The organism is Kitasatospora sp. LaBMicrA B282, from assembly GCF_050325825.1.
Taxonomy (GTDB): domain Bacteria; phylum Actinomycetota; class Actinomycetes; order Streptomycetales; family Streptomycetaceae; genus Kitasatospora.
In genome coordinates this window covers 1-13,328 of the sequence record NZ_JBNQTI010000199.1, presented here as the reverse complement: position 1 = coordinate 13,328, position 13,328 = coordinate 1, and the positions used below count along the sequence as shown (strand labels likewise).

Annotated in this window: 10 protein-coding genes; 8 read left to right on the top strand and 2 right to left on the bottom strand. The window is 73.7% G+C overall.

Translation table 11 applies throughout. From position 1 onward, the window contains the following. A partial coding sequence (locus ACQRUO_RS34485) for a hypothetical protein (RefSeq protein ID WP_428320098.1) occupies nt 1–1,032 on the top strand: 1,032 nt, incomplete at its 5' end. A 76-nt stretch (nt 1,033–1,108) separates the two neighbouring features. Here the strand turns inward: ACQRUO_RS34485 and ACQRUO_RS34480 are convergent. Continuing rightward, a complete protein-coding gene (locus tag ACQRUO_RS34480; protein ID WP_428320097.1) occupies nt 1,109–2,512 on the bottom strand; it encodes a glycosyltransferase 87 family protein in 1,404 nt (467 codons plus the stop codon). Nucleotides 2,513–2,752: 240 nt separating this feature from the next. Here ACQRUO_RS34480 and ACQRUO_RS34475 point away from each other — a divergent pair, with 240 nt between their 5' ends. After that, nucleotides 2,753–3,889, top strand: coding sequence for a glycosyltransferase family 4 protein (locus ACQRUO_RS34475; RefSeq protein WP_428320096.1), 1,137 nt, complete (start codon nt 2,753–2,755; stop codon nt 3,887–3,889). An 85-nt stretch (nt 3,890–3,974) separates the two neighbouring features. Here the strand turns inward: ACQRUO_RS34475 and ACQRUO_RS34470 are convergent, their stop codons facing one another. Then, nucleotides 3,975–5,765 (bottom strand): AMP-dependent synthetase/ligase, encoded by a 1,791-nt coding sequence (locus tag ACQRUO_RS34470; protein ID WP_428320095.1) that lies wholly within the window; start codon nt 5,763–5,765, stop codon nt 3,975–3,977. A gap of 317 nt (nt 5,766–6,082) precedes the next feature. On the opposite strand from ACQRUO_RS34470, the gene ACQRUO_RS34465 reads away from it, so the two are divergent. The 6 genes from ACQRUO_RS34465 (at nt 6,083) to ACQRUO_RS34440 (ending at nt 13,157) form a co-directional block, all read left to right on the top strand. Then, a complete protein-coding gene (locus tag ACQRUO_RS34465) occupies nt 6,083–6,541 on the top strand; it encodes an SRPBCC family protein (protein WP_428320094.1) in 459 nt (152 codons plus the stop codon). A 2-nt stretch (nt 6,542–6,543) separates the two neighbouring features. Further along, nucleotides 6,544–7,716: an ArsA family ATPase gene (locus ACQRUO_RS34460; RefSeq protein WP_428320093.1), complete on the top strand. Its 1,173-nt coding sequence runs from the start codon at nt 6,544–6,546 to the stop codon at nt 7,714–7,716. A gap of 139 nt (nt 7,717–7,855) precedes the next feature. After that, entirely contained in the window at nt 7,856–8,101 is a 246-nt protein-coding gene (locus ACQRUO_RS34455) for a DUF5304 family protein (protein ID WP_428320092.1), read from the top strand. Nucleotides 8,102–8,497: 396 nt separating this feature from the next. Beyond that, entirely contained in the window at nt 8,498–9,442 is a 945-nt protein-coding gene (locus ACQRUO_RS34450) for an ROK family glucokinase (RefSeq protein ID WP_428320091.1), read from the top strand. A 98-nt stretch (nt 9,443–9,540) separates the two neighbouring features. Further along, complete coding sequence (locus ACQRUO_RS34445) at nt 9,541–10,278, top strand: endonuclease/exonuclease/phosphatase family protein (RefSeq protein WP_428320090.1); 738 nt, start codon at nt 9,541–9,543, stop codon at nt 10,276–10,278. A 341-nt stretch (nt 10,279–10,619) separates the two neighbouring features. Next, nucleotides 10,620–13,157 (top strand): collagenase, encoded by a 2,538-nt coding sequence (locus ACQRUO_RS34440; RefSeq protein ID WP_428320089.1) that lies wholly within the window; start codon nt 10,620–10,622, stop codon nt 13,155–13,157. Nucleotides 13,158–13,328 lie beyond the last annotated feature (171 nt).

Here is a 13,328-nt window from a genome sequence, read left to right as displayed (position 1 = left end):
GGCGGCGCCGAGCGGTTCGACGCCGCGCTGGCGGCGCACGCCGCGGCGCTGCGCGGCGGCGCGCTGGCCGCGCTGCGGCTGGCCCAGCTCGACTACCGGGTGACCTCCTGGCAGGGCGACACGGTGGACGCCGACCTGAGCTACCGGCTGGCCGGCTTCGACGACTACCCGGCCGTGCTGAAGCGCCGGCTGACCGTCGCGGGCGGGGTGGTGACCGGCGAGGGCGCGGCGCCCGGCAGCGCCGCCGCGCCCTGGGACCCGGGCGACCCCACGCCGGTGCGCGGGACGCACTGCCTGGTGCTCGGGCCCGCCCCGCAGGCCGAGCTGACGGCGCTGGCCGGGCTCGGCGACCGGGCGGTGCCGGCGGTGAGCGCGGTCTGGGGCACCGGCTGGGCCGGCCGCCTGCTGCTCCAGTTGCCGAGCACCGAGGCCCAGTTCACCCGGCTGCTGGGGGTGGACCCGAGCAGCTACTCCGACATAGCCGCGGTCACCGTCGCCGCGCCCGGTGCCCCGGTGCGCACCCCGGCCGACCGGGTGCTGGTCAACCCCGACGCCTTCCACCAGCTCAGCGACTTCGGCAAGCACGTGGTGATCACCCACGAGTGCACCCACGTGGCCACCCGGGCCGACACCCACCCGTGGACCCCGCTCTGGCTCTCCGAGGGCGTCGCCGACTACACCGGGTACCTGGACACCGGTCACACCGCCCGGCAGATCGCCCCCGAGCTCACCCAGGACGTGGCGGCCGGCAAGCTGCCCACCGCGCTGCCCACCGACGCCGACTTCGCCTCCGGCTCGACCGGCATCGCGCAGGCCTACGAGCTCTCCTGGTTGGCCTGCAACCTGATCGCCACCGAGCACGGGCAGCAGGCCCTGGTCGGGGTCTACCGGGCGGTGGGGGCGGCCGGGCCGGGCGGCGGCCGGGACCAGCAGCTGGACCGGATCCTCACCGAGCACCTGGGCTACGGGCTGGCCGAGTTCACCAGGCGGTGGATCGCCGAGGTGCTCCGCCAGGTCGGCCCGGACAACTGAGCCGGGCCGGGCAACTGAGCCGGCCCCGACAACCGAGCCGGCCCCGACAACCCGGTCGGATCGGCCGCGGAGCGGGTCAGCCCCGCTCGATGTCGTCGAGCAGGTCCTGCTCGTAGGCGATCCCCGGCCGCACCGGGTACTTCTGCTCCGCCGGCTGCTCCTCGGCCGCCGCCAGGGCCGGCTCGGCGACCGCCGGCAGCGGGCCGCGGGTGGAGCGCCACAGCCGGCGGCAGGAGATGATCGTGGCGGCCAGCAGCACCAGGTTCCGGCTGGTCAGCACGGTGACGCCCCACGGCAGGCTGTTGACCACCTGGCCGAAGTTCATCGGGAACTCCAGCGTGGTGAGCATCGTCGCCACCAGGATCAGCACCGCCACCGGGCGCTGGCTGCTGCCGCGCACGGTCAGGCAGACCGCCGCCAGGCCGACCAGCCAGACCAGGTACTGCGGGCTGATCACCCGGCTGGTCACCGTGAAGATCAGCAGGGTGGCCAGCGCCGCGTCGTAGAGCGTGGAGGGCTGCCAGCGCCGGGCCCGCAGCCGCCAGTAGAGCAGCCAGCAGAAGCCCGCCACGGTGGCACCCATGACGACCTTGGAGATCACCTGGACCCACGGGCCGAGGAACTCCACCGACCCGTAGTTCATCGTCACCGAGCCGTTCCACCAGCCGAACATCTTGGCGAAGTGCAGCGGCAGCGCGCCCAGCGACTCCACCTCGATGCCGCGGTCGGCCTGGAAGGTGAGGAACTGGAAGGCACCGTTCATCCCGGCCGCCAGCAGGAAGGAGAGCGTGGCCACGGCGCCCACCGCCGCGGTCCAGGACCGCCGGGTGCGCCGGCCGCGCGGGGTGCCGGCCAGGCCGAGCAGCGGCCAGACCTTCATCATCCCGCCGAAGCCGAGCAGGATGCCGCCCAGCACCGGGCGGCGCAGCAGCACCAGCAGACCGGTCATGGCCACCGCGGTGACCAGGATGTCGTAGCGGCAGTAGACGGTCGGGCCGAGCAGCGGCACCCCGATCACCCAGATCCAGGCGCCGGTGAAGCTGCGCCCGCGGCGCAGCCCGGCGCGCAGCAGCATGCCCATGGCGAGCGTGTCGAAGACGCCGCACAGCACGAAGAAGGAGGTCAGGTAGGACCAGGGGAGCAGCCCGGGGGCCAGGACCACCAGCGCGGCGGCCGGCGGGTACTGCCAGGTGACGTCGTCCATCGGGAAGGTGCCGGTCTGCAGCACCTCGTACCAGCCGTGGTAGATCACCGAGACGTCGGTGGTCACGTCCAGCGGCGCTATCTTCAGCACGCCGGTGACCATCAGGACCAGCAGGATCCGGGTCAGCAGCCAGGAGCCGCCGACCCGCCAGGCGGTCGCCCGGGCCGGTGCGGCCGGGGTGACGGCCGTGGCACCGGGCTCCGGGGGTGCGGCGAGGGCGAGGCCCCCGCTGCCTTCGTCGCCGTTCGGCTCGGCCGGGCCGTCCTTGGCCACCACCACTGTGCTCCCTCGTTAGCTGCGCACCTGCCGGTGCCCGTGTCGGCACCCGTGTCGACTGGGACAGGGGCACGGGGGGAAACGGTTGCGGGCCGCGGCTCGTTCCCCGGGTTCCCCCAGCTGCGTCCGGCCCGCTGCGGCCGGCCGCAGCCCGTTCCCACCGGGACGGCATGGTGACCTATGGTACGGATCACCGAGCGGTGAACCGAGCACCCCCCGACCGAGCGAGCCGTGGACAGTATGCCGAAGACCCTTGTGGTGACCAACGACTTTCCCCCGCGGCCAGGCGGTATCCAGGCCTTTGTCCACAACATGGCGGTCCGCCAACCAGCGGGTGGAATTGTGGTGTATGCCTCATCCTGGCGCGACGGTCGGGAGGTCGAGCGCTTCGACGCCGAGCAGCCCTTCCCGGTGATCCGGGACCGCAGCCACATGCTGCTGCCCACCCCCCGGGTCACCCGGCGGGCCGCCGAGCTGCTGCGCGCCGAGGGCTGCGACACCGTCTGGTTCGGCGCGGCCGCACCGCTCGGCCTGATGGCCCCCGCGCTGCGCCGCGCCGGTGCCCGCCGGCTGCTCGGCATGACCCACGGTCACGAGGCCGCCTGGGCCCAGCTGCCGGCCTCCCGGCAGCTGCTGCGCCGGATCGGCGAGGGTACCGACACCCTCACCTACCTCGGCGAGTACACCCGCTCCCGGATCGCCGCCGCCGTCGGCCCCGGCCCCGCGGCGCGGATGGAGCGGCTGCCGCCGGGGGTCGACGAGCAGACCTTCCACCCGGGCTCCGGCGGGGCCGAGGTGCGCGCCCGGCTCGGCCTGACCGACCGTCCGGTGGTGGTCTGCGTCTCCCGGCTGGTGCCGCGCAAGGGGCAGGACACGCTGATCGCCGCCCTGCCGCGGATCCTGGCCGCCGAGCCCGAGACGGTGCTGCTGATCGTCGGCGGCGGCCCCTACCTGGCCGACCTGCGCAAGCTGGCCGAGGCCAAGGGGGTGGCCGCCGCGGTGCGGTTCACCGGCGAGGTGCCGTGGTCCGAGCTGCCCGCCCACTACGGGGCCGGCGACGTGTTCGCGATGCCCTGCCGGACCCGGCGCGGCGGGCTGGACGTGGAGGGGCTCGGCATCGTCTACCTGGAGGCCTCGGCCACCGGGCTGCCGGTGGTGGCGGGCGACTCGGGCGGTGCGCCGGACGCGGTGCTGGAGGGCGAGACCGGCTACGTGGTGCCCGGCGGCTCGCCGGCCGCGGTGGCCGAGCGGATCGTGCCGCTGCTGGGCGACGAGGCGCTGCGGCGCAAGCTGGGCGAGGCCGGGCGGCGCTGGGTGGAGCAGGCCTGGCGCTGGGACCTGCTCGCGGAGCGGCTCGGCGGGCTGCTGGCGGGCTGACCGGTACCCGGCGCGCACCAGCCTCGAAGGCCCGGCCGCGGCTCCCCGCCAGGGGAACGCGGCCGGGCCTTCGGGCACCCGGTGACTACTTCTGGTAGAGCGCCTCGATGTCGGCGGCGAAGTCCTTCAGCACCACGTTGCGCTTCAGCTTGAGCGACGGGGTCAGGTAGCCGTTGGCCTCGGAGAAGTCGGTGTCGAGGATGACGAACTTCTTGACCGCCTCGGCGTGCGAGACCGCTTTGTTGCCGTCGTCCACCGCCTCCTGGATCGCGGCCAGCAGCGCCGGGTCCCGGCGCAGCTCGGCCGCCGTGGCCGGCGGGCGGTCGTTCAGCTCCAGCCACTTGGGCAGGAACTCGGGGTCGAGGGTGACCAGGCAGGCGATGAACGGCCTGCGGTCGCCCACCACCATCACCTCGCCGACCAGCGGGTGGGCCCGGATCCGGTCCTCGATCACCGCGGGGGCCACGTTCTTGCCGCCGGCGGTGACGATGATCTCCTTCTTCCGGCCGGTGATGGTCAGGTAGCCCTCGTCGTCCAGGCTGCCCAGGTCGCCGGTGGCGAACCAGCCGTCGCTGAGCGCGTCGGCGGTGGCGGTCGGGTTGTTCCAGTAGCCGGTGAACACCTGCGGGCCCTTGAGCAGCACCTCGCCGTCGTCGGCGATCCGCACCGCCGAGCCGGGCAGCGGCTGGCCGACGGTGCCGATCTTCGGCTTGTCGTCCGGGTTGAAGGCGGTGGCCGCGCAGGTCTCGGTCAGGCCGTAGCCCTCCAGCACGGTGAAGCCGATGCCCCGGTAGAAGTGGCCCAGCCGCTCGCCGAGCGGGGCGCCGCCGGAGATCGCGTGGGTGGCCCGGCCGCCGAGGGCGGCCCGCAGCTTGCTGTAGACCAGCTTGTCGAAGAGCGCGTGCCGCAGCCGCAGGCCCAGGCCGGGGCCGCCGGCCGACAGGGCCCGGCTGTAGGCGATCGCGGTGTCGGCCGCGCGGTCGAAGATCTTGCCCTTGCCGTCGGCCTGCGCCTTGGCCCGGGCGGTGTTGTAGACCTTCTCGAAGACCCGCGGCACGCCCAGGATCAGGGTCGGGCGGAAGGAGGCCAGCTCGGCGGTGACGTCCTTGATGTCCGAGACGTGGCCCAGCTTGGCGCCGGACATCGCGGCGGCGATCTCGGCGATCCGGCCCAGCACGTGGGCCAGCGGCAGGAAGAGCAGCACCGAGCTCTCGCCGGCCCGGAACAGCTCCGGCATCCGGGCGGTCACGTTGCCCAGCTCGGCCAGGAAGTTGCCGTGGGTCAGCTGGCAGCCCTTCGGCCGCCCGGTGGTGCCCGAGGTGTAGACGATGGTGGCGATCGAGTCGGCGGTCGGGATCGAGCGGCGCTCGGTCACCGTGGCGTCCGGCACGGTGCTGCCGGCCGCGGCCAGCTCGGTCAGCGCGCCGCGCTCGATCTGCCAGGTGTGCTTCAGCTCCGGCAGCTGCCCGCGCACCGACTCGACCACCGCAGCGTGGCTGTCGGTCTCGGTGACCACGGCGACCGCGCCCGAGTCGCCGAGGATCCACTGCACCTGCTCGGCGGAGGAGGTCTCGTACACCGGCACGGTGATCGCGCCCGCGGACCAGATCGCGAAGTCCAGCAGCGTCCACTCGTAGCGGGTGCGCGACATCACCGCGACCCGGTCGCCCGGCTGCACGCCGACCGCGATCAGCCCTTTGGCGGCGCGGTGCACCTCGCCCAGGAACGCGGCGGCGGTGACGTCCTGCCAGCGGCCTTCGAGCTTCCGGCTGACCACGGCGACCCGGGGGCGCTCAGCGGCGTTCTGGTGCACCAGGTCGGAGAGGTTGCCACCGCTCGGGGTCTGGTAGAGGGCCGGAAGGCTGAAGTCGAGCACTGCTGCTCCTCGTCTGCGACGCTGCGGGACGGCAGGACGTTACTGCCCGGTAGTCAGATTCGGGTAGGGGGGTCAGCCGCTCTGTTCGAAGTGTCACACCCTTCAGGTGAGCCACTGATCGTTTCGAGACGCACCTTACGGCAGCCCACGGGTACCGGCCGGTAGTGGGCCCGGCGACCGCCGATCCCGGGCCCTACGGCCCCGGTGGCCGCGATAGCCTTCCAGGGCACTTGGCGGCACCCGGGCGCAGCCGAGCTGCCCGGGCCCGGGACCACCCGGGACGACACAGTGGTACGGGACAACGCGGAGGCCCTCCCATGGCGGAACACACCAGGTCGAGCATCGTCATCGAGGCGACGGCGGCCGAGGTGATGGCGGTGATCGCCGACTTCGAGGCGTACCCGCTGTGGACGGGGGAGGTCAAGGAGATCCAGGTGCTGGAGCGCGGCGAGGACGGCCGCGCCGGGCAGGTGCGGCTGCTGCTGGACGCCGGCGCGATCCGCGACGAGCACGTGCTCGCCTACACCTGGGACGGCGACCGCGAGGTCTCCTGGACCCTGGTGAAGAGCCAGATGCTGCGCTCGCTGGACGGCTCCTACACGCTGGCCCCGGCGGCCGGCGGCACCGAGGTCAGCTACCAGCTCGCGGTCGACGTCAAGATCCCGATGCTCGGCATGATCAAGCGCAAGGCCGAGAAGGTGATCATCGACCGGGCGCTGGCCGGTCTGAAGAAGCGGGTGGAGAGCCGGCCCGGGACCACCGCCGCGGAGCGCTAGCCGTGACCCGGACGGTGCTGGTCACCGGCGAGGCCGCCGCGGTGCCTGCGGTGGCCGTGGCGACCGCGCTGCACGCCGCCGGGCAGGGGCTGGACACCCTGCTGCTGGCCGCCGACGATCCGCACCGACTGGTCGACGAGGCGCTCGGCCACCGGCTGGACGGCTCGGCCCGGCCGCTCGGCGAGCGGCTCTGGGCCGCCCGGATCGACGAGCAGCAGGCCTTCCGGGACGCGCTGGCCGGCCTGGACGGCAAGCTGCGCACCGGCTTCGACCTGCTCGGCGTCGACCCGCTGGAGCCCGACGAGCTGACCGCGCTGCCCGGCACCCGCCAGCTCGCCCTGCTGCGCGCGCTGCGGGTACCGGCGGGGGAGTACGACGTGGTGGTGGCCGCCGCCCCGCCGCCTGCCGAGCTGACCGCCGCGCTCGCGCTGCCCGAGCAGCTGGACCGCTACCTCGACCGCCTGCTGCCCGAGCAGCGCCAGGCGGCCCGCGCGCTGCGCCCGCTGCTCGCCGCGGTGGCCGGGGTGCCGATGCCCGCCGAGTGGCTCTACTCGGCCCGCGCCTGGGCGGCCGGCGAGCTGGCCGCCACCCGGGCGGTGATCGAGTCGCCCGGCACCTCGGTCCGGCTGGCGCTGGACGCCGGCGCGGCCTCGCTGACCGCGACCCGCCGGGCCGCCGCCGGCCTGGCGCTCTTCGGGCACCGGCTGGACGCGGTGGTGGCCCACCGCGCGCTGCCCGCCGCCGCACTGGACTCCGCCGACCCCTGGCTGGCCGAGCAGGCCGCCGCCGAGCGGGACCGGCTGGCCGGCCTCGACCTCGGGGTGCCGGTGCTGACGGCGGACCGGACGGCCGGCGACCCGCACCAGGTGGCCGCCCAGCTGTACGGCACCGGGCCCGGGCCGCGGCCGGCCGAGGCCTGGCCGTGGCGGGCGGAGGACCGGCTGGCCGAGGACGGGGTGCTGCTCTGGCGGCTCGCCGCGCCCGGCGCGGAGCGGGCCGACCTGGAGCTGCTGCGGCGGGGCGACGAGCTGGTGGTGGGCCTCGGGCCGTACCGCCGGATCCTGCCGCTGCCGTCCGCGCTGCGCCGCTGCACGGTGGCCGGGGCCGCGCTGCGGGACGGGGAGCTGACGGTGCGCTTCGTGCCCGACCCGGCGCTGTGGCCGAGCGGCGGGTAGCCGGCCGGCGGGGGTGGCGGGCCGGTCGGGCGGTGGGTGGCCGACCCGTCCTGTAGCGGCGAACCGGTAGCGTCTGAGGGGACCGGGCGGGCTGCCGCACAGGCGCGGGCCGCCACCGTGGCACCGGGAGGCGCGCGTCATGAACAGTTCAGATCCTGTCGACAACCCCCTCGTCGACGAGGTGCGCAAGCTCGCCGCGTCGGTGGGGGAACAGGCCGAGCGACTGTTCGGTCGGGTCAAGGCGGAGAACCCCGAGGTCTTCGACCACCTGGCGGCCGCCGGCAACGAGCTGCTGGCCGCCTACCGGGCCGCCGTCGCCGGCCACGAGCGCCGCTGGTCGGCCCCCGAGGCGGCCGAGTCCGAGCGGATCGACCTCGATGACTAGGGCGTGTCTTTCGGATCGCGTCGGATCAGCGGGCGTCGTTGGGGTGCGTGCATCGGCGGCGCCGAGGAAGAAGTCCATGCGGAGCATCGGCGACTGACGAGAAGCCGTCGAGGTGCGTGCCCCGGCGGCGACCGCCCGGCGCGATCCGAAAGACACGCCCTGGTGCTCCCGAAGGCGTGTCCCGGGCCGGTCGCCCCGGCGGGTGACGGCTGGTCACCGCCGATCACCGAACGGGTTCCGAAGGCTACGGTCCGGGGCGAATCGTACGACTTTTGAAGCATTCGGCGCGGCTTTTCCGGCCTTGTCTTCGGATAATGTATGGCCAGGTGTGTACGGGAGCACGGCCGGGCGGGTACCGTTCCGCCCATCGGGCACGAGCGAATGACTGAGGGACACATGGCTCTGACCATCGGCGTCGACGTCGGCGGCACGAAGATCGCGGCCGGCGTGGTCGACGAGCACGGCGAGATCCTGGCCCGCACCCGGGTCCCCACCCCGGCCGACCCGCAGTGGGCGGTCGATGCCATCGCCCAGGCGGTCCGCGAACTCAAGGCGGAGTACGACGAGGTCGAGGCCGTCGGCGTGGGCGCGCCCGGCTTCGTGGACCGCGACCGCTCCACGGTGATCTTCGCCCCCAACATCGCCTGGGAGAACGAGCCGCTGCGCACCCGGATCGAGGAACTCACCGGCCTCGACACGGTGGTGGAGAACGACGCCAACTGCGCGGCCTGGGCCGAGTTCCGGTTCGGCGCCGCGGCCGAGCACTCCGACATGGTGCTGATCACCGTCGGCACCGGGATCGGCGGCGGCATCGTGCTGGACGGGCGGCTGCACCGCGGCCGGTTCGGCGTGGCCGGCGAGATCGGCCACCTCAACATGGTGCCGGACGGCCTGCTCTGCGGCTGCGGCGGCAAGGGCTGCTGGGAGCAGTACGGCTCCGGGCGGGCGCTGCGCCGCTACGGCCGGGAGAAGGCGGCGGCCGACCAGGTGCGCGGCCGGCGGATGCTCGAGCTCAACGACGGGGTGGCGGAGACCATCCGCGGCATCCACATCACCCAGGCCGCGGAGGAGGGCGACCCGCTGGCCCTGGAGTGCTACGCCGAGCTGGCCGACTGGCTGGGCCGCGGCCTGGCCGACCTGGCGGCGCTCTTCGACCCGGGCGTCTTCGTGCTCGGCGGCGGGGTCTCGGACTCCGGCCGGCTGCTGCTCGACCCGGTCGCCAAGGACTACGAGAAGTACCTCACCGGTGGCGTGCACCGGCCGCGGGCCGAGGTGGTGCTGGCCTCGATGGGCTCCTCCGCGGGCATCGTGGGCGCCGGCGACCTTGCCCGCACCCGCTGAAACCGGCGGCCGGCCACCGCACCTGACGAGCTGTCACCGGCTCCGCGGACGGCGGAGCCGGTCGCCCGCCGGCGGCCCCGGTTGGGTACCTTGGCCGGGTGACCCTCGACCTGCCGCCTTCCGGTCCCCAGCCCGACGGTGCCGAACTGGTCCGCGTGCTCAGCTACAACATCCGCTCGCAGCGCGACGACCGGCGGGCGCTGGCCCGGGTGATCCGCGCCTGCGAGCCGGACCTGATCTGCGTTCAGGAGTCGCCGCGCTACTGGCGCCCCGAGGGCCAGGCGGCCTGGCTGGCCCGCCACACCGGCACCGTGGTGCTCTCCGGCGGCGGGCGCACCGCGGCCGGCCCGCTGCTGCTCGGCCGGCTGCGGGTGACCCTGCTCGGCCGGCACGACCGGCTGCTCCCCAAGCACCGCGGCATGCACGCCCGCGGGTTCGCCACCTCGGTGGTGCGCCTCGGGCGCGCGGTGCCGTTCGCGCTCACCAGTTGCCACCTGAGCTTCATCGGGCCGGAGCGGGTGCAGCAGTTCGAGCTGCTGCACGAGCAGGCGGCGATCCGGGAGCACTCGGTGATCGCGGGGGACTTCAACGAGCACCCGGAGGACCCGGGTTGGCAGGGACTGGCGGCGCACTACCAGGACGGGTGGGCGACCAGTGCGTGGGGCGGCGAGTACACCTCGCGGCCGGGGGACCCGCTGCAGCGGCTGGACGCCGTCTTCGCCTCGCCGGGGATCGAGGTCCTGGCCTGCGGGGTGCCGCCGCTGCCGGTGGAGGAGTTGCTGGCGGCCACCGACCACCTGCCGGTGGTGGCGGTGCTGCGGGTGCCGGCGGCCTGAACCCGACGGAAGTGGCCTGAGCGGCTCGAAGCAGCCCTGAACCGGTCGACGCAGCCCCGAACCGGTCGACGCAGCCCCGAACTTGTCCAGTCAGGTTCGGGGCTTCCTGCTGTCATACCTCTTCCAGAACCATGTGATGTATGCAATGGTACATGCCACACGCCCCACCGTGTGCATGCCAGACGGTCAACGCCGTCCACCCGCCGCCGACCCCACCCGCACCACCCCACCGGCGCCGCCGGACCCCGTTGACGCACCGTCATGCTCTCCGCCTGCCACGGTCCTCACCCCGCAAGGCCGTGCCGTACCCGAGCGCGGCCCCCACACCGGGAGCACCCCACGTGAGAGCCCTACCCGTCGGGAAGCAGTTCCCCCGACTCCTGATCGCCGGCCTGGCGCTGACCGCCGGCCTCGGCCTGGCCACGCCGCCGGGCCTCGCCGCCGCGGCGTCCGCGCAGCCCGGTCACCCGGCCACCGCCGCGACCAAGTCCCAGCCGGCCGCCGGCCACCGCACCACCCGCCCGGGCCTGCCCCCACAGCCGGCCAGCGGCACGGTGCGCGACGACGACGGCGCACAGCGGCTCAGCGCGGCCGACCGACCGCCGCTGTCCGCCGCCCCCACGGCCCGGCAGCAGGCCCGCAGCAAGCCGGCGGCCCACCCGACGGCCCGCGCGAACGCGACCTGCGACCCGAACGCGCTGACCGCGAACACCGGCGACGCGCTGGTCCAGGCGGTGGAGGCGGCCGGCTCCGACTGCGTCAACACCCTGTTCGCCGTCACCGGCGCCACGGCCCACCAGGCCTTCCAGGAATCGCAGATGACCACCATCGCGAACGCCCTGGCCACCGCCGCCCCGAGCTACCCGGGCGACGACAGCACCCACCTGCTGGAACTGGTGCTCTACCTGCGGGCCGGCTACTACGTGCAGTGGAACGACGCTGCCGACGTGGGCAGTTACGGCGCCACCCTGCAGAACGCGATCCAGGCCGCCCTGGACGCCTTCTACGCCGCCCCGCACAGTCAGGACGTGACCGACGCCAACGGCGCGGTGCTCGCCGAGGCGGTCACCCTGATCGACAGCGCCGGCCAGAACGCCCGCTACCTGCCGGTCGAGAAGCGGCTGTTGGCCGGCTACAACAGCAGCTACGACAGCGCCCCGAACATGGACCTGGCGGTCAACAACGTCTACACCGTGCTCTTCCGCGGCCACCAGAACGCCGACTTCGTCGCCGCCACCGAGGCCGACCCGAGCATCCTCACCACCCTCGACACCTTCGCCACCACCAACCTCGGGCTGCTCGGCGGCGCCCAGGGCTACCTGGAGTCCAACGCCGGCACCGAACTGGCCCGCTTCCTGCAGGACACCACCCTGCTGCCCACGGTGCGCCCGCTGGTCAAGGGCCTGCTCGCCGACTCCGCGATGACCGGCCCGACCGCCGGGCTCTGGGTGGGCGTGGCCGCCCAGGCGGACCAGTACGACAACGGCAACTGCGCCGACTACGGCACCTGCGACCTGCCGAACCGGCTCAAGGCGGCGGTGCTGACCAACAGTTACCCGTGCGGGACGATCACCATCCTGTCCCAGGCGCTCACCGCGGACCAGCAGGCCGCCACCTGCACCAGCCTGACCGGGGAGACCACCTTCTTCCACAACGTGGTCAAGGACTCCGGGCCGCTGCCCGGGCAGTACGAGTCCACGCTGCAGATGGTGGTCTTCGCCAGCCCGCAGGACTACCAGACCTACGCCGGTGAGATCTTCGGGGTGGGCACCGACAACGGCGGCATCACCGTGGTCGGCAACCCGACCGACCCCAACAACCAGCCGTTCTCGCTCACCTACCAGAACGGCGACGACGGCTTCACCGCCGGCATCTGGAACCTCAACCACGAGTACACGCACTACCTGGACGCCCGCTACGACACCCTCGGCGACTTCACCGCCGCCACCTCCACGCCCGACACCATCTGGTGGATCGAGGGCCTGGCCGAGTACGACTCCTACACCTACCGCGGCGTGACCGACACCGAGGCGGTGGCCGACGCGGCCAAGGCGACCTACCCGCTGAGCACGATCTTCGCCAACACCTACGGCAGCGGCGACGACCGGGTCTACCCGTGGGGCTACCTCTCGGTCCGCTACATGCTGGAGAACCACTGGTCGGACGTGAACACCCTGCTCGGCGACTACCGGGCGGGCAACTACCAGGCCGCGTACGACCTGCTGACCTCGATCGGCACCAGCTACGACGCCGACTGGACCGCCTGGCTGGCCAAGTGCGCCGCCGGCGCCTGCACCGCCCCGACCCAGGGCCCGGCCGCCGGCTTCACCGCCCAGGTCGGCGGCCTGACCGCGGCCTTCACCGACACCTCCACCGACGCCGGGGGCAGCATCACCGCCCGCAGCTGGGACTTCGGTGACGGCACCACCTCGACCGAGGCGAACCCGAGCAGGACCTACGCCGCGGCCGGCAGCTACCAGGTCACCCTGACCGTCACCGACAGCCGGGGCGCCACCGCCACCACCACCCAGACCGTCACCGTCACCGCCCCCGCCGAGTGCACCGGCAGCGACACCCGCGCGCTGGGCCAGGACTGCGCCCGCTCCGGCCTGGCGGCCGCCGCCGACGACAACACCTACCTCTACCTCGACGTCCCCGCCGGCACCCCGAGCCTGACCATCACCACCACCCCGGGCTCCGGCAGCGCCGACCTCTACTACTCCGCCGCCTCCTGGGCCTCCCCGACCAACTACACCGCCTCCGCCACCGGCGCCGGCCCGCACACCCTCACCATCAGCAACCCGCCCGCCGGCGAGGTCTACCTCACCCTGCACGCCACCACCGCCTTCACCGGCGCCTCGGTGACCACCCGGTACTGAGCCGTCCAGTACTGAGCAGCCCGACACGGAACAGCGCCCCCGGGACCGCCACTTGGGTTCTAACGGTCGTTGCAACACCCCAGCTCAAGGGGTGCGATGGACTTCGAGATCCGCAAGGACCGGAAGGCACAGGGAGCGAGGCAGCTGACGCGTGAGCGGGAGGCATACTTC